This window comes from Streptomyces sp. NPDC032721, assembly GCF_055579625.1.
This window is the reverse complement of the sequence record NZ_JBVIMX010000006.1, coordinates 31,023-46,818: the sequence shown is the minus strand read 5'-3', so window position 1 is coordinate 46,818 and position 15,796 is coordinate 31,023. Positions and strand designations below refer to the sequence as shown.

The 15,796-nt window shown below is 72.6% G+C and carries 14 protein-coding genes; 6 read left to right on the top strand and 8 right to left on the bottom strand.

What is annotated here, in order from left to right; genetic code table 11:
* Window positions 1-230: 230 nt before the first annotated feature.
* From ACZ5PB_RS14385 to ACZ5PB_RS14375, 3 genes are all read right to left on the bottom strand, one after another.
* The gene (locus tag ACZ5PB_RS14385; protein WP_468690988.1) at window positions 231-1,175 is read right to left on the bottom strand and encodes a 3-oxoacyl-ACP reductase; all 945 of its coding nucleotides are present in this window, start codon (window positions 1,173-1,175) and stop codon (window positions 231-233) included.
* 56 nt (window positions 1,176-1,231) lie between these two features.
* A complete protein-coding gene (locus tag ACZ5PB_RS14380) occupies window positions 1,232-2,308 on the bottom strand; it encodes a Zn-dependent alcohol dehydrogenase (protein ID WP_468690987.1) in 1,077 nt (358 codons plus the stop codon).
* 74 nt (window positions 2,309-2,382) lie between these two features.
* Window positions 2,383-3,237, bottom strand: a complete 855-nt coding sequence (locus tag ACZ5PB_RS14375) for a MaoC/PaaZ C-terminal domain-containing protein (RefSeq protein ID WP_468690985.1) — start codon at window positions 3,235-3,237, stop codon at window positions 2,383-2,385.
* Between the two features lie 297 nt (window positions 3,238-3,534).
* On the opposite strand from ACZ5PB_RS14375, the gene ACZ5PB_RS14370 reads away from it, so the two are divergent.
* From ACZ5PB_RS14370 to ACZ5PB_RS14355, 4 genes are read left to right on the top strand one after another with little or no spacing between them, the layout of a single operon-like run.
* Complete coding sequence (locus tag ACZ5PB_RS14370; protein ID WP_468690983.1) at window positions 3,535-4,500, top strand: ABC transporter ATP-binding protein; 966 nt, start codon at window positions 3,535-3,537, stop codon at window positions 4,498-4,500.
* The gene (locus ACZ5PB_RS14365) at window positions 4,500-5,228 is read left to right on the top strand and encodes an ABC transporter permease (protein ID WP_468690981.1); all 729 of its coding nucleotides are present in this window, start codon (window positions 4,500-4,502) and stop codon (window positions 5,226-5,228) included. The genes ACZ5PB_RS14370 and ACZ5PB_RS14365 overlap by 1 nt, the downstream gene beginning before the upstream one ends.
* Before the next feature lie 22 nt (window positions 5,229-5,250).
* Window positions 5,251-6,531 carry a sensor histidine kinase gene (locus tag ACZ5PB_RS14360; RefSeq protein ID WP_468690979.1) on the top strand — a complete coding sequence of 427 codons (1,281 nt, stop codon included), beginning with the start codon at window positions 5,251-5,253 and terminating at the stop codon, window positions 6,529-6,531.
* On the top strand, window positions 6,528-7,133 hold the full coding sequence (locus ACZ5PB_RS14355) for a response regulator (RefSeq protein ID WP_468690978.1): 606 nt from the start codon (window positions 6,528-6,530) through the stop codon (window positions 7,131-7,133). The genes ACZ5PB_RS14360 and ACZ5PB_RS14355 overlap by 4 nt, the downstream gene beginning before the upstream one ends.
* A gap of 93 nt (window positions 7,134-7,226) precedes the next feature.
* Here the strand turns inward: ACZ5PB_RS14355 and ACZ5PB_RS14350 are convergent, their stop codons facing one another.
* The 5 genes from ACZ5PB_RS14350 to ACZ5PB_RS14330 form a co-directional block, all read right to left on the bottom strand.
* Window positions 7,227-7,850 carry a maltokinase N-terminal cap-like domain-containing protein gene (locus ACZ5PB_RS14350; protein WP_468690976.1) on the bottom strand — a complete coding sequence of 208 codons (624 nt, stop codon included), beginning with the start codon at window positions 7,848-7,850 and terminating at the stop codon, window positions 7,227-7,229.
* Between the two features lie 85 nt (window positions 7,851-7,935).
* A complete protein-coding gene (locus tag ACZ5PB_RS14345) occupies window positions 7,936-8,841 on the bottom strand; it encodes a carbohydrate kinase family protein (RefSeq protein WP_468690975.1) in 906 nt (301 codons plus the stop codon).
* Between the two features lie 71 nt (window positions 8,842-8,912).
* Window positions 8,913-10,394 (bottom strand): MFS transporter, encoded by a 1,482-nt coding sequence (locus ACZ5PB_RS14340; RefSeq protein ID WP_468690973.1) that lies wholly within the window; start codon window positions 10,392-10,394, stop codon window positions 8,913-8,915.
* 70 nt (window positions 10,395-10,464) lie between these two features.
* Window positions 10,465-11,655, bottom strand: coding sequence for a lipid-transfer protein (locus tag ACZ5PB_RS14335; protein ID WP_468690972.1), 1,191 nt, complete (start codon window positions 11,653-11,655; stop codon window positions 10,465-10,467).
* 42 nt (window positions 11,656-11,697) lie between these two features.
* Complete coding sequence (locus tag ACZ5PB_RS14330) at window positions 11,698-13,851, bottom strand: acyl-CoA dehydrogenase (protein WP_468690971.1); 2,154 nt, start codon at window positions 13,849-13,851, stop codon at window positions 11,698-11,700.
* A gap of 175 nt (window positions 13,852-14,026) precedes the next feature.
* On the opposite strand from ACZ5PB_RS14330, the gene ACZ5PB_RS14325 reads away from it, so the two are divergent.
* Complete coding sequence (locus ACZ5PB_RS14325) at window positions 14,027-14,671, top strand: class I SAM-dependent methyltransferase (protein ID WP_468690969.1); 645 nt, start codon at window positions 14,027-14,029, stop codon at window positions 14,669-14,671.
* 22 nt (window positions 14,672-14,693) lie between these two features.
* A complete protein-coding gene (locus tag ACZ5PB_RS14320) occupies window positions 14,694-15,683 on the top strand; it encodes an N-acetylmuramoyl-L-alanine amidase (RefSeq protein ID WP_468690968.1) in 990 nt (329 codons plus the stop codon).
* Window positions 15,684-15,796 lie beyond the last annotated feature (113 nt).

Genomic DNA, 15,796 nt, shown 5'->3' with positions numbered 1-15,796 from the left:
CGCGCAGCACACACACCGGGCCCGGGGGGGGAAAAGAAGGTGGGGGGAGGGGGGACCCCCCCCCCCCCCCCCCCAACCCCCCCCCCCCCCCCCCCCTCTCCCCCCTCCCCCCCCCCCCCTCCCCCCCCCCCCCCCCCCCCCCCCCCGCCGTCGTACGTGCGGTGCGCGGCACAGGCGGTACGGCTGGCGCGGACCGCGCGGACCGCGCAGGCGGCACCGGCCGACGGGGGTCAGCCCTTCTTGAGGCCCAGTACCTCTCCCGCGCCGAAGGTCTCGCCCTCGGGGCGGCCCGCGAAGAAGCCGCTCAGTGCCTCGTCCAGCTCCTCGTAGCTGAAGACGTCCTTCGCCGTGTCGAACTTGGCGGCGACCTTCGGCCGTTCCATGACGGCGACCATGCCGCCGTGCACCACGAGGAGCTGCCCGTTCGCGCGGGCGGACGCCGGGGAGGCGAGGTAGCCGACCAGCGGAGCGACGTGTTCCGGGGAGAGCGGGTCGAGCTGGCCGGGGGCCGACGGCTCCTGGTAGCCCGCGAAGACGTCCTCGGTCATCCGGGTGCGGGCGCGCGGGCAGATCGCGTTCGCGGTGACGCCGTACTTGGCGAGGGCGAGCGCGGTGGAGGTGGTCAGGCCGACGATGCCGCCCTTGGCCGCCGCGTAGTTGGGCTGACCGGCCGAGCCCGCCAGGTACGCCTCGGAGGAGGTGTTGATGACACGGCCGTAGACCGGGCCGCCCGCCGCCTTGGAGCGTTCGCGCCAGTGGACGGAGGCGAAGTGGGTGGTGTTGAAGTGGCCCTTGAGGTGGACGTGGATGACCGAGTCCCACTCCTCCTCGCTCATCGAGAAGACCATCCGGTCGCGCAGGATCCCGGCGTTGTTGACCAGGATGTCCAGCTTGCCGAACTCCGCGACGGCCAGCTCGACCAGCTCGCGGGCCTGCCCGAAGTCGGCGACGTCGCCCCGGTGGGCGACGGCGGTGCCGCCCGCCGCACGGATCTCGGCGGCCACCTCCTCGGCGGGGGTGGCGGACGCGGCACCGGAGCCGTCGCGCCCCGGCTGCCCGAAGTCGTTGACGACCACGGACGCGCCGAGCCGGGCGAGTTCGAGCGCCTCGGCGCGCCCGAGGCCGCGCCCGGCCCCGGTGACGATCGCGGACAGTCCTTCAAGCGGCAGGGGCATGGACGGCTCCTTCGGTACGGAGGGGCGGAGGAACAGAGGGGCGGAAGAGGGGAGGGTCAGAGGGAGATGGACGTGCGCAGGGCCACACCCGTCCGCATCTGCTCCAACGCGTCGTTGATCTCGGCCAGTTGGACCCGGTGCGTGATCATCGATTCGAGGTCGATCCGGCCCGCCCGCCAGAGCGCGACGGCCCGCTCGTACGAACGGAGCACGTCTCCGCCGCCGTACATCGAGGGCAGGATCCGCTTCTCGTCGAAGAACAGCTCGAACATGTTGAGCTGGAAGTGGTCGTCCATCGCGCCCGCGCCGACCACGCAGAGGGTGCCACCGCGCCGCGTCGTGTCGTACGCGACCCTGGCGGTGGCGGACTTGCCGACGACCTCGAAGACGTAGTCGAAGCCCTCGCCCGAGGTGATCCGCTGTTTGGCGTCGGGGAGTTCGTCCGGCGAGACGGCCTCGGTGGCGCCGAAGCGCAGTGCGGCCTCCCTGCGGGACGCGACCGGGTCGACGGCGATGATCTGGGCGGCGCCCTGCACCCGGGCGCCCTGGATCGCGGAGATCCCGACGCCGCCGCAGCCGATCACGGCGACCGACGAACCGGCTTCCACCTGGGCGGTGTTGATGGCCGCACCGAGCCCGGTGGTGACCCCGCAGCCGATCAGCGCGGCGATCTCGAACGGCACGTCGTCGGGGATCGGCACCGCGCACCCTGCGGCGACCACGACCTCCTCGGTGAAGGTCCCGGTCCCGGCGAAGCCGAAGACGTCGCCGTCGCCCCGCTTGAAGTTGGGGGTGCCGGCGTTCATGAACCCGGCGAGGCACAGCTGCGTCTGGCCGCGCTTGCAGGCCGGACAGGTGCCGCAGGCGGGCAGCCAGCAGACCAGCACCCGGTCGCCCGCCGAGAGACCGGTGACGCCGTCACCCACGTCCATGATCTCGCCCGCGCCCTCGTGGCCCGGGATGAACGGGGCGGGCTGCGGGAGCACGCCGCTCATCGCGGAGACGTCGGAGTGGCACAGGCCGGTGGCCCGTACCCGGATCCTCACCTTGCCGGGGCCGAAGCCCACCGCCTCGATGTCGTCGTGGACCTCCAGCTTGTCCTGGCCTATCTCGTGCAGTACGGCTGCGCGCATGGCATGACTCCCCTCACGAGGTGCGGATTCTTCGTTGCGCGTGGTGATGCGTGGTGGCGTACGGCTACGCGTGGTTACGCGTGCTCGACCACGGTGTCGGCGAGTACGGGCGCGTCGTCCCGCTCGGCCGCCGTCACCGTCAGCTGGGTCCGCCCCTCCCCCGTCCACATGCGGATACGGAGCGTCTCGCCGGGGAAGACGATCCCGGCGAAGCGGGTGCTGTACGAGGTCACCTTGGCCACGTCCCCGCCGAGCACCGTGTCGACGACGGCCTTGAGCGCCATCCCGTACGAGCACAGCCCGTGCAGGATCGGCCGCTCGAAGCCCGCCAGCTTCGCGAACTCGGGGTCGGCGTGCAGCGGGTTCCAGTCGCCGGACAGCCGGTAGAGCAGCGCCTGCTCCTCACGGATGGGCCGCTCCACCGTGAACTCGGGCTCCCGGGAAGGGACTTCGAGGCGTACGGAGGGCCCGCGGTCGCCGCCGAAGCCGCCCTCGCCCCGTACGAAGATGGAGGAGTCGCTCGTCCAGAGCGGACCTTCCGCGTCCGAGGCCTCGGAGCGCAGCACGATCACGGCTGCCTTGCCCTTGTCGTACACGGCGCTGACGCGCGAGGTCTGGGTCGCCTCGCCGCTGACCGGGATCGGCCGGTGCAGGGTCACGGTCTGCCCGCCGTGCAGCACGGCGGCGAGGTCGATCTCGATGCCGGGCGCCGCCAGCCCGCTCATCCCGGTCATGCCCGCGCCCGCGACGGTGGCGAAGCTGGGCAGGACGTGCAGCCGGCTTTCGAGGGTGTAGCGCAGCTCGGCGGGGTCGGTGGGCGGGACACCCGCGCCGAGTCCCAGGTGGTAGAGCTGGACGTCCTTGTGGCCCCAGGAGAGGGGGGACGTCCGGGGGTCGGCGGCGAGTGCCTTCGCGACATCAATGGGCATGGGCGCAAAGCTCCTTGAACGTCCGGAAAACTCCGGAAAACTCCGGAGGAGAAGACCCCGGCGCGGCCGTCCGCACCGTCGGCCGCACCGGGGTCGTACGGGAGGGCCCGTCACGCACCCACTTCTAGAACGCGTTCTAGGCCGATGGCCCCATGTATAACGCACCCCGCGCGGGTTGGGAAGAAGATGCGTGACGATCCGTCAGATCACCGGTGCCGGTGGCCGTGACATTTGTACTGCCCGACCGAGTACATGCCTTACTACTGCGCGACTCCCCTGCTCCGTAGCGTCTTCGGCATGAGTCACACAGCCAAGGAAGCCGCACCCCCGGCGGTCCGCTTCACCGCCGTCACCAAGGTCTACGGCCCGGTGCGCGCGGTGGACGGCGTCGATCTCGCCATCGCCCCCGGCGAGACCACCGCCCTGCTCGGCCGCAACGGCGCGGGCAAGTCCACCACCATCAACCTCCTGCTCGGCCTGGACGACCCCACCTCGGGCGACGTCCGCCTCTTCGGCGGCACCCCGGCCGACGCGGTGCGGGCGGGCCGGGTCGGCGCGATGCTCCAGGACGGCCGGCCGATCCCCCGGGTCACCGTCCGCGAGATGGTCACCTTCGTCTCGAAGACGTACCCCTCCCCCCTGCCGGTCGACGAGGCCCTGGACCTGGCGGGGATACGGGAGTTCGGCTCCCGCCGCGCGGACCGGCTGTCCGGCGGGCAGATCCAGCGGGTGCGCTTCGCCGTCGCCCTGGTCGGCAACCCGGAGCTGATCGTGCTCGACGAGCCGACCGCCGCGCTGGACGTGGAGGCGCGCCGCGCCCTGTGGGACTCGATGCGGCGGTTCGCGGCCCGGGGGAACACCGTCCTGTTCTCCACCCACTACCTCACCGAGGCCGACGAGAACGCGGACCGGATCGTGGTCGTCGACCGGGGCCGGATCGTCGCCGACGGCAGCAGCGAGACGCTCAAGCGGACGGCCGGCGGCAACCTGGTCTCCCTCGACCTGGCGGGCCGTCCCACCGAGGGCCTGGCCCTGCTGCCCGGCGTGCGCGAGGTCGAGGTACGGGGCGACCGCGCCAGGCTCCGTACCGACGACTCGGACGCCACCGTCGTCGCCCTGGCCGAGCAGGGTGCGATACGCGGCCTGGAGGTCGCCCGGGCCACCCTGGAGGACGCGTTCCTCCAGCTCACCGACCCGGACCGGGCGTGTGCCGACGCCGAGTCCGGCCCCGATTCCTCCGCTCTCACCAAGGAGACCGTGTGATGGCCCTCGTAGTCGACTACGTCGCCCTGGAGACCCGGCGCACCCTGCGCGACACCGGGTTCGTCGTCTTCGGCATCGGGATGCCGGTGCTGATGTATCTGCTGTTCACCAACATCGGCGGCGAAGCGGCCGCCGAGTGGAAGACCGCGTCGATGATCGGCATGGCCGCCTACGGCGCGCTCGGCGCGGCGATGTCCGCGGGCACCGGGGTCGCCGAGGACAAGGCGCTCGGCTGGCTGCGCCAGCTGCGGATCACCCCGATGACCCCGGCGCAGGTGGTGCTGGGCCGGGCGCTGACCGCCTCGGTGGTCGTGCTGCCCGCGATCCTGGCGGTGCTGGCGGTGGGCGGGCTGATCAACGGGGTGAGCCTGGCCGTCTGGCAGTGGGCGCTGCTCGTGGTCCTGCTGTGGCTGGGTTCGCTGCCCTTCACCCTGCTGGGCATCGGCAACGGCTACCGGCTCTCCGCACAGAGCACCGGCGTGGTGAACGTGGGCTGCAACCTGGGCCTGTCGATCCTGGGCGGCCTGTGGTTCCCGACCCAGTTCTTCCCCGGCTGGCTCCAGGGCATCTCCACGTACACCCCGACGAAGGCGATCTCCGGGATCGGCGTGTCCATCGGTGCGGGCGAGGCCCCCGGGCTCCTGGCCCTCGTGGTGCTCACCGTATGGCTGCTGGTCTTCGGCTCGTACGCTTCCCTCTCGTACCGCAAGGCCGCGCGGACGGCGTGACCACGCACAAAAGGCCTGACCAGTGGACACGGACCTCGGAGGTGGCACGGTGAAGGACAACCGGCTCGCGCGGGCCTGGCGCCGGAGGCCACGGCCCGGCGCCGCCGAGGACGCGCACTACTCCGAGCGGATGGGCCCGCCCAACGGTTTCGCCCTGCTGCCCTGGCTGCTGATGGGCATGGGCGCCTTCTCGCACCTCTTCCAGGGCAAGACCGACAACCCGTGGATCGGCGGCGGCTTCCTCCTCGCCTTCAACTCCCTCTACATCTATGTGGTGTTCAGGGCCTTCGACAAGAAGTCGCGGGAGGCGCGCAGCACCAGGCTGGCCCTCGTCGGCCTCGGCCTGATGACCGGCTTCGTGTCCGGCTGGTACGGCGGCCCCTGGCTGCTCTTCTGGCCGCTGCTCGGCCTGGCCACCGGTGCGGTGCTGCGCGGCCCGAAGGTCGGGCGGGCGATGCTCCTGCTGGCCGTGCTGGCGGGCGCGGTCGCCGGGGTGCGGGACGGCTGGGGCGCGATCAACGTCGCGTACGGGACGCTGCTGTCCGGCCTGGTCACCTCGGCCATCCTGAGCCTCGCCGAGACGGTCAAGGAGCTCCGCGAGACCCGTCAGGAACTGGCCCGCACCGCGGTCGAGAAGGAACGCCTCCGCTTCTCCCGCGACCTGCACGATCTGCTCGGCCACACCCTCTCGGTCATCGTCGTGAAGTCGGAGGCCGCCCGCCGGCTGGCCCCGCGCGACCTCCGGGCGGCGCTCGCCCAGGTCGACGACATCGAGTCGGTCGGCCGCCAGGCCCTCACCGAGATCCGCGAGGCGGTCACCGGCTACCGCGAGGGCAGCCTCAACACCGAGCTCGACGGCGCCCGTTCGGCCCTGTCGGCGGCCGGCATCGAACCGGTCGTACGCCAGTCGGGCCCGCCCCTGGAGCCGCAGCCGGAATCGCTCCTGGGCTGGGTGGTCAGGGAGGCCGTCACCAATGTCGTACGGCACGGCGAGGGCGCGAGCCGCTGCACGATCACGGTGTCGGGCAACGCGGAACGGGTCCTGCTGGAGATCGAGGACGACGGCCGCACCGTACGATCCGACCAGGACGGATCCAGGAACGGCCGCACCACCGGCTCCGGCTCCGGTCCGGGCCCCGGCCCGGCCGGTGTCCGCGCCGGTACGGGCCTCAAGGGCCTCACCGAACGCCTCGCGGCGGCCGGTGGCTCGCTCACCGCGGGGCCGGGTGCCCGGGGCGGTTTCCTGGTGAGGGCCGAACTGCCGGTCGACACCTCGATTCCCCCACTGGAGCTGACCCGATGATCCGAGTTCTCCTCGCCGAGGACCAAGGCATGATGCGCGGCGCCCTCGCCCTCCTGCTCGGCCTGGAGGAGGACATGGAGGTCGTCGCCCAGGTGGCCGCCGGTGACGAGATCGTCGACGCGGCCCTGCTCGCCCGCCCCGACGTGGCCCTCCTGGACATCGAGCTTCCGGGCATGACGGGACTGGACGCCGCCGCCCTGCTGCGCACCGAGGCCCCCGACTGCAAGGTCATGATCCTCACGACCTTCGGCCGCCCCGGCTATCTGCGCCGGGCGATGGACGCGGGCGCGGTCGGCTTCCTGGTCAAGGACGGCCCGGTGGAGGAACTCGCCGCCTCGATCCGCCGCGTCCTCACCGGCGAGACGGTCATCGACCCGGCCCTGGCGGTCGCCGCCCTGAGCTCGGGCCCGAGCCCCCTGACGGCCCGCGAGTGCGACGTGCTGAACGCGGCGGTGGACGGTGCGACGGTCGCCGACATCGCCGCCAGACTCCACCTGTCGGAGTCCACGGTCCGCAACTACCTGTCCTCCGCCATCGGCAAGACGGGCACCCGCAACCGTATGGAAGCGGTCCGCTCGGCACGTCAGCAGGGCTGGCTGTGAGGACGCGCCCGCCCCGCCGGCCGTGAGGGCGCGCCGGTCGACCGGCGTGCGGGCGCGCCACTCGACCGGCCGTTGCGGGCGCGCCCGCCGCCGTCAGGCGTGCAGGGTGGCCAGGGCGGTGTCCGTCCGGCTGCCGTCGGGCAGCGAGAGCGGGCCGACGAGGTGGCCGAGGGCGTCCTCGGGAAGGGCGGCGGGCTGGGTGCGCGGCAGCCGCAGCACCGCGCCGCCCGCCAGCCGCACCTCGGTGGCGTCCGCCGAGTGGGAGGTGGTGAACTCCCCTGCCTCCAGCGGGACTTCACCCTCGTACGTCCGGGTGAATCCCTCCGCGAGGGTGTCGCTGACGCTCTGCGCCTGGATCTTCGCCCGGCCCTCGATCGCGGCGAGCAGCTGCGCGACGGCGACCGGGTCGTGGGTCGCGTCGTACACCCAGCGCTTGCCCAGTTCCCCGTGCTCCAGGGTGCCGACGAGGGCGTCGTCCGGGGCACCGGGCAGGGGTGCGCCCCGGTAGGTGACGGGCACCAGGTAGACGGTGGACCCCTCGGCGATCAGGTGGAACTCGATGCCGACCTCGCCCGCCGGGTCGTCCAGCCGGAAGCCGGGCGTCGGGGTCAGCTCCGGTGTACTGGAGGTGCCCCGGTACCAGGGCCGGGTGGGCAGCCACGCCGCGAGCAGCTCCGGCTTGGACGGCTTGAGGGTGGTGTCGTAGATGAACGCCATGCCGGGTGTGCTCCTCCGTTGCGCAGGGGTGGTGCGGATCCCCACCACTGTGCCACCAGTGATCACCCGGCTCACAGCGCCCCGCTCACAACTCCCTTGCGTACGGCGGCTCCGCGCCCGCCCGCGAGCAGGTGACGGCCGCCGCCCGGGCCGCGAAGCCGAGGATCTCCTGCCACTCCGCACCGCTCACCCCGGACAGGGCTCCCGGCGCCAGCAGCTCCCGCTCGGCGAGCGCGTGCAGCAGGGCGGCGTTCACCGTGTCGCCCGCGCCGATCGTGTCGACGACGTCGGCCTTCCCGCCGGGCACCGACCACTCCCCTCCCCCGCGCACGAAGACCGTCAGCCCGTCCCCGCCCCGGGTGAGGACCACCGCCGCGGGACCCGCCGCCAGCCATCCGGGTACGTCGGCACCCAGCCACTCGGCGTCCTCCTCGCTCAGCTTGAGCAGCGAGAGCGACGGCAGCCAGGAGCGGAAGCGGGCGCGGTAGGCGGCCGGGTCGTCGATCAGCCCGGCGCGGATGTTCGGGTCCAGGGCGACGAACACGCCCCGCGCCGCCTCCCTCCGCAGCAGTTCCTCGTACGCACTCGCCCCCGGCTCCAGCACGAGCGAACACGTCCCGACCGACAACGCCCGTACGCCGTCCGGCAGTCGGGGCGGGAGGGCGAAGAGGCGGTCGGCGCTCCCGTTCACGTAGAAGGTGTACGAGGCGGAGCCCGCCGCGTCGAGGGCGGCCAGCGCGAGGGTGCTGGGCTCGGACCCGCGCTGCACCAGATCGGTCCCCACGCCCTCCTCGCCGAGGCGCGCCACCAGCGACGTACCGAAGGCATCCGTGGAGACGCGCGAGCAGAAGGAGACCCGCGCACCGAGTCTGCCCAGCGCCACGGCCGTGTTGTACGGACCGCCGCCGCGCGCGGGCAGCAGCGGCGCCAGTGCGTCGCCGCCGCGCTGCGGAACCAGGTCGATCAGGGCCTCACCGGCGACGACGATCACGGGGCGGTTCCTCACGTTGGCGGGGGCTGGGGACACGGGTTGCGCGGGGTACGGAGGAGGTCCCTCCGTACCTACTCCACCGTCACTACCCTCTTCTCCCCCTTCGGCAGCCACACCATCGCCAGTACGACGCCCGCCAGGATGACGCCCGCGCCGATCCGGAAGGCCAGGGCATAGCCCGCCGTCAGGGACTCGGGGTCGGTGCCGCCGTTGGTGCGGGCGGCGGCGAAGGTGGAGAGGACGGCGAGGCCCAGTGCGCCGCCCATGGTGCGGGAGGTGTTGATGAGGCCGGAGACCAGGCCCGCGTCGCCGGGGGCGGCGCCCGAGGTGGCGAGGGCGGCCAGCGGGGTGGAGGAGAGGCCGGCGCCGAACATCATCAGGATGCCGGGGAAGAGGATCGCGGTGGCGTACGTGCCGTCGGCGGACATGGTGGACTGCCAGCCGAAGCCGGTGGCGGCGATCAGGCTGCCGAGCACGACCAGGGGGCGGGGGCCGACGGCCGCCATCAGGCGGGGCGCCAGCTTGGAGCCGGTGACGATGGCGAGGGAGCTGGGGACCAGGGCCAGGCCCGCGCCGAGCGGGGTGTAGCCGAGGACGTTCTGCGCGTACAGGGTCATGAAGAACCACATGCAGAACATCGCCGAGCCGTTGATGAACATCGCCGCGTTCGCCGCCGACACCGAGCGGACGCGGAAGAGCTTCAGCGGCATCAGCGGGGCGCGGGTGCGGGATTCGACGAAGAGGAAGAGGAGCAGGAGCAGGATGCCGCCGCACAGCGGGACCAGGGTGGCCGCCGCCGTCCAGCCCGCGTCCTCGGTCTGGACGATGCCGTACGCGAGGGTGGCGAGCCCGGCCGTGGCCAGGACCGCGCCCGGCAGGTCCAGGCGGCGGCCCTCGCGGGCGTGGCTCTCGGAGAGGTAGAAGAAGGCGCCGACGAGTACCAGCGCGCCCACCGGCACGTTGATCAGCAGGGTCCAGCGCCAGGAGAGGGTGTCGGTGAGCACACCGCCGACGAAGCCGCCCGCCGCGCCGCCGCCCGCGCCCACCGCCGACCAGGTGCCGATCGCACGGGCGCGGGCCGCGCCCTCGGGGACGGCCGAGGTGAGGAGGGTGAGGGTGGCCGGGGCGAGGATCGCGGCGCCCAGGCCCTGGACGGCGCGGGCCGCGACGATCTGCCACCCCTCCTGGGCGAGGCCGCCCGCCAGCGAGGCGGCCGTGAAGACGGCGAGGCCGACGAGGAAGGCGCGCTTGCGGCCGTAGATGTCGGCGGCCCGGCCGCCGAGCAGCATGAATCCGGCGAAGGCGATCGAGTACGCGTTGAGCACCCACTGCAGGCCGGTGGAGCTCAGTCCCAGTTCGGCGCGCATGGAGGGCAGGGCCACATTGACCACTGACACGTCGAGGACGACCAGGAACTGTCCGGCGCAGGCGAGGAAGACCACCGCCCAGGTGGGGACGGGGCGGCGGCTGCGGGCCGGGGATATGTGACCGTCTGCGTCGCTACGGGGGTCGCTGTCGGTATCGGTGGGGGCTTGGTGGACCATGCCTGTCATGGTCGCAGGTACCGGGTGCCCCGTACATCCGCGTTTCGGCGCATGGGTCCCCGGCCCCTGGACCTAGGACCTATCCCTTGCGCAGGACGGTAATGACCGCCGCCCCGCCGAGGCCGATGTTGTGGGCGAGCCCCACCCGTGCGCCCGGTACCTGGCGGCCGTCCGCCTCGCCGCGGAGTTGCCAGGTCAGCTCGGCGGCCTGGGCGATTCCGGTGGCGCCCAGCGGGTGGCCCTTGGAGATCAGGCCGCCGGACGGGTTGACGACCCAGCGCCCCCCGTACGTCGTCGCGCCGGACTCGACCAGCTTGCCGGAGCCGCCCTCGGGGCACATGCCCAGGGCTTCGTAGGTCAGCAGCTCGTTGATGGAGAAGCAGTCGTGGAGCTCGATCACGTCGATGTCCTCGATGCCGAGGCCGGCGGCCGCGTACACCTGGCGGGCCGCCTCCCGCGACATGGGCTGTCCGACGACGTCGATGCAGGATCCCGAGGCGAAGGACTCCTCGGTGTCGGTGGTCATGGCCTGGGCGGCGATCTCGACGGCCGCCTCGTGCAGGCCGTGCTCGACGACGAAGCGCTCGGACACGACGACGGCCGCGGCGGCGCCGTCGGAGGTCGGGGAGCACTGGAGCTTGGTGAGGGGCCGGTGGATGGTCTTCGCCGCGAGGATCTCGTCGACCGTGTACGGGTCCTGGAACTGGGCGTACGGGTTGGCCTGCGAGTGCTTGTGGTTCTTCGCCGCGACCGCAGCGAGCTGTGCCTCGGTGGTGCCGTACCGCTCCATGTGCTCGCGGGCGGCGTCGCCGAAGATCTGGGCGGTGGGCGGGGTCATCTCGAAACCGTGCCGCGCGGCCATGATGCCGTAGTGGCGGGCGACGGGTGAGGTGGCGAAGTCCCCGCCGTCGCTGCCGCCGCCGAGCGCCCCGCGCTTCATCTTCTCGAAGCCGAGCGCCAGCACGCAGTCGGCGATGCCGCCCTCGACGAACTGGCGCGCCATCATCAGCGCGGTCGAGCCCGTCGCGCAGTTGTTGTTGACGTTGTAGACGGGGATGCCGGTCAGGCCGAGTTCGTACGTGGCGCGCTGGCCTGCGGTGGAGGCCTGGAAGCAGTAGCCGACGGGGACCTGCTGGACCTGGCCGTACTCGACCCCCGCGTCGGCGAGCGCGGCGGAGCCCGCCTCCTTGGCCATGTCCCAGTACTGCCAGTCGCGCGATTCGGGCTTCTCGAACTTGGTCATGCCGACACCGACGATGTACGCCTTCATGTCCGTCCTCTTCCTTGATCCTTGATCCTTGGCCGTGGATCCTCAGTCGCGCGGGAGGCCGAGGATGCGCTCGGCGACGACGTTGAGCTGGACCTGGGTGGTGCCGCCCGCGATGGTCAGACAGCGGGACATCAGGAACCCGTGCACGGCCCGCTCCCCCGCCCCCTCCCTCAAAGCCCCTTCGGGGCCGAGGAGTTCGAGGGCGAGTTCGGCGATCCGCTGCTGGTGCGGGGTCTGGACCAGCTTGCGGATGCTCGCCCCGGCGCCCGCCTCCAGGCCGTCCACGCGCTGGAGGGTGGTGCGCAGCGAGATGCAGGCGAGGGCGTGCGCCTCGGCGGCGAGGGCGCCGAGGCGGGCGCGGGTGGCGCCGTCGAGGTCGGCGCACCGGGTGATCAGCGCCTCCAGGCCGGTGTCGAAGGCGACCTGGTCGGCCATGTGGACGCGCTCGTTGCCGAGGGTGTTGCGGGCGACCTTCCAGCCCCCGGTCTCCTCCCCCACCAGGGCGTCCGCGGGCAGCAGGACGTCGTCGAAGTACACCTCGTTGAAGAGGGAGTCGCCGGTGATCTCCTTGAGGGGGCGGATGTCGATGCCGGGGGTGTTCTTCATGTCGACGACGAAGAAGCCGAGCCCTTGATGGCGGGTGGGGGCGGCGGGGTCGGTACGGGCGAGCAGGATGCCGAAGTCGGCCCACTGGGCGGCCGAGGTCCACACCTTCTGCCCGTTGATCCGCCACTGCCCGTCGTCGGTCTTCTCGGCGCGGGTGCGCAAGGAGGCGAGATCGGACCCGGCGTCCGGCTCCGAAAACAGCTGACACCACATCACATCACCACGCAGGGTGGCCGGTACGAACCTCTCCTGCTGCTCCTTCGACCCGTGCGCGAGGAGCGAGGGAACGACCCAGGTGGCAATGCCGAGGCCGCTGAGAGAAACCCCGGCAGCACTCAACGCCCTCTGCACCGCGAGCTGTTGTACGGGCCCGGCGCCGAGTCCGTACGGTTCGGGCAGGTGCGGTGCCGCGTAGCCGGTGGGGGCGAGTACGCGGCGGGCGGCGGCGGGGTCGAGCCCCCGGGCAGCTTCGACGGCCTCGCGGGCCCGGGCGCGGTAGGCGTCCGCCTCGGCGGGAAGTTCGGTACGCAGCTCACGCCGGGCCCCGGCGGCGGCGAGCCGCACGGCCCGCAGGCGGTGGCCGTCCCCGTTGCCGAGCAACTGCCGTGCGACGAGGGCGCGCCGGAGGTGGAGGTGGGCGTCGTGCTCCCAGGTGAAGCCGATGCCGCCGAGGATCTGGATGCAGTCCTTGGCGCAGGACCAGGCGGCGTCGAGGGCGGAGCCTGCGGCGAGGGCGGCGGTGAGCCCGCGCACGTCGGGCGCCTCGTCGACGGCGTTGGCCGCGTCCCAGACCAGGGCGCGGGCCTGTTCCACCCGTACGAGCATGTCGGCGCAGAGGTGCTTCACGGCCTGGAACTGCCCGATGGGCCGGCCGAACTGTTCGCGGGTCCTGGCGTAGGAGGTCGCGGTGTCGAGCGCCCAGGCGGCGGTGCCGCAGGCTTCGGCGGCGTACAGGACGGCGGCGACGTCGGTCACCAGGGCGGTGGTGAGGGCGAGTTCGCGCCCGCCGGGCACCTGGACGCCGTCGGCGGTGACCTCGCCGGTGGGTCGGGTCGGATCGGCCGAGGTCTGCACGCGTATCGCCAGGCCGGAGGCGTCGACCGCGAGCCAGACGGTGCCGTGGGCGGCTTCGGCGGCGAGGAGGACGAGGTCGGCGTCGGGGGTGGCGGCGAGGACGGGGGGCGCGGTGCCGTCGAGGACGTAGCCGCCGCCCTCGACGGCCACGGCGGTGAGGGTGCCGGGGCCGGTGGCGACGGCGGCGACGGGGTGCCCGGCGGCGAGCTCGGGGCGGCCGCCGCGGTGGAGGAGGCCGGCGGCGAGGACGCTGGGGAGGAAGGGGCCGGGGAGGGCCCCTCGCCCGGTCTCCTCCAGGACGACGGCGAGGTCGAGGAGGGTGCCGTCGCCGGCGCCGGGGAGGTGGACGTCGAGGAGGCCCATGGAGGCGGCGCCGTCCCAGTACCCGGGACGACCGCTCTCCGGCGCCTCCCCGTCGAGGAGCTTGCGTACGTCCTGCGGCGACGCCACCCGCCCGACCCAGCCGCGTACCGCTTCGGCCAGCTCGCGGTGTTCGCGTGTGATTCCGATGCCCATGGTCGGGCAGAGTAGAACACGTTCCATTCTGACGGAAGGTCAGATGCCGGATTGACGGGCGGGGGTCCGCTGCGGGCGCGACCCGCTCGACGCGCCCGTACGGCCATGCGGCAGCATGACCCCAGCTCAGCCAGCACCCCGCCCCGGCCCACCCCGCCCCCCGAGGAGTCGACACATGTCCGCCCCCACGCCCCACACCCTCACCGCCTTCGAGGCCGCCAAGGGCTTCATGCCCCTCGGCGAAGGGCTCGCGCTCCACGCCGCCGCCGTCGAGGTGGCCGGGCGGCTCGGGCTGCCGTTGCTTGAGGTGGGGACGTACTGCGGGCGGTCCACGCTCCTGCTCGCCGACGCCGCCCGCGAGGCCGGGGTGACGGTCGTGACCGTCGACCACCACCGGGGCAGCGAGGAGCAGCAGCCGGGGTGGGAGTACCACGACCCGACGACGGTCGACCCCGAGCTGGGGGTCATGGACACGCTGCCGACCTTCCGCCGCACCCTGCACAGGGCCGGACTGGAGGACCGGGTTCTCGCGCTCGTCGGACGTTCGCCGCAGGCCGCCCGGATCTGGGGCAGCCCCCTCGGCCTCGTCTTCATCGACGGCGGACACACCGACGAGCACGCCACCAACGACTACGAGGGCTGGGCCCCGCACCTCGCCCCCGAGGGCCTCCTCGTCATCCACGACGTGTTCCCGGACCCGGCCGACGGCGGCCAGGCCCCGTACCGCGTGTACCTTCGCGCCCTCGCGTCCGGCGCGTTCACCGAGGTCTCGGTGACCGACTCGCTGCGCGTACTGCGGCGTACGGGCTCGGGGATCTGAGCGGCCCGCATAGCATCGCCCTGTGTCGTACGACGGTCAGTACCCCCACGTGTCCCCGCCCGAGCCGACCCCGCGCCGAGGTCGCGGCAACACCCTGATCGTGGTCGCCGCGCTGGTGCCCACCGCCCTGGCGGGCTGGCTCATCTGGCAGGCGATGAGCGGCCCGGGCGGGGAGCAGGCCCCGCAGGTGCTGCCCCTGCCCGGCCAGTCGGCCACCCACGCGACGACCCCGGCCCCCCGGAGCCCGAGGGCCACGGCCCCCACCCCGGCCCCCAAGCCCACCAAGAGCGCCGAGAACACCGGGGGCACCACCGCCCCGCCCCGCCCCAGCACCCCCGGCCCCCTCTCCGGACGCACCGTCGTCGTCGACCCCGGACACAACCTCGGCAATTTCCGGCACACCCGCGAAATCAATCGCCAAGTGAATATCGGAACCAACCGCAAGGAATGCGACACCACCGGTACGGCGAGCAATGCGGGTTACACCGAGGCGGAATTCACACTCGACGTTTCGCGCCGCCTGAAAGCAATTCTCGAAAAGCAGGGCGCAACCGTCCAATTCACCCAGAACGGCGACCGTCCGTTCGGCCCGTGCATCGACGAGCGCGCCCGTATCGGAAACGAGGCGAAGGCGGACGCGGTGGTCTCCGTCCATGCGGACGGTTCGTCCGCCGGTCACCGCGGGTTCCATGTGATCCTGCCCGCACGGGTGAACTCCGGGGACGCGGACACCTCTTCGATCGTCGGCCCCTCACGCGATCTCGGCGAGCGCATCGTGGGAAATTTCGTACGGGTCACCGGTGACGCCCCCGCCAACTACCTCGGCGGCAGGACCGGTTTGGTGGTCCGCGACGACCTCGGCGGGCTCAATCTCTCGACCGTTCCCAAGGTGTTCATCGAGTGCGGCAACATGCGCGATCCGCAGGACATCGCACTGCTGTCGAGTGCCTCCTGGCGGCAGAAGGCCGCCCAGGGCATGGCCGACGGCATCAGCAGCTTCCTGAAGGGGTAGGACTCTCCCCCGTCCGACCCGTCGGGCACGTCCGGCAGTTCGACGGTTCGACGGTTGGGCACAGTCGCGGGGTCGGCCAACATCACGTTCGGGAAGTACGCCTGGTTACCGTC

Coding starts and splice junctions, on each gene's coding strand:
- ACZ5PB_RS14340 (WP_468690973.1), bottom strand. CDS start 10,394: ATGACAGGCATGGTCCACCAAGCCCCCACCGATACCGACAGCGACCCC.
- ACZ5PB_RS14335 (WP_468690972.1), bottom strand. CDS start 11,655: ATGAAGGCGTACATCGTCGGTGTCGGCATGACCAAGTTCGAGAAGCCC.
- ACZ5PB_RS14355 (WP_468690978.1), top strand. CDS start 6,528: ATGATCCGAGTTCTCCTCGCCGAGGACCAAGGCATGATGCGCGGCGCC.
- ACZ5PB_RS14380 (WP_468690987.1), bottom strand. CDS start 2,308: ATGCGCGCAGCCGTACTGCACGAGATAGGCCAGGACAAGCTGGAGGTC.
- ACZ5PB_RS14375 (WP_468690985.1), bottom strand. CDS start 3,237: ATGCCCATTGATGTCGCGAAGGCACTCGCCGCCGACCCCCGGACGTCC.
- ACZ5PB_RS14330 (WP_468690971.1), bottom strand. CDS start 13,851: ATGGGCATCGGAATCACACGCGAACACCGCGAGCTGGCCGAAGCGGTA.
- ACZ5PB_RS14350 (WP_468690976.1), bottom strand. CDS start 7,850: ATGGCGTTCATCTACGACACCACCCTCAAGCCGTCCAAGCCGGAGCTG.
- ACZ5PB_RS14325 (WP_468690969.1), top strand. CDS start 14,027: ATGTCCGCCCCCACGCCCCACACCCTCACCGCCTTCGAGGCCGCCAAG.
- ACZ5PB_RS14370 (WP_468690983.1), top strand. CDS start 3,535: ATGAGTCACACAGCCAAGGAAGCCGCACCCCCGGCGGTCCGCTTCACC.
- ACZ5PB_RS14365 (WP_468690981.1), top strand. CDS start 4,500: ATGGCCCTCGTAGTCGACTACGTCGCCCTGGAGACCCGGCGCACCCTG.
- ACZ5PB_RS14385 (WP_468690988.1), bottom strand. CDS start 1,175: ATGCCCCTGCCGCTTGAAGGACTGTCCGCGATCGTCACCGGGGCCGGG.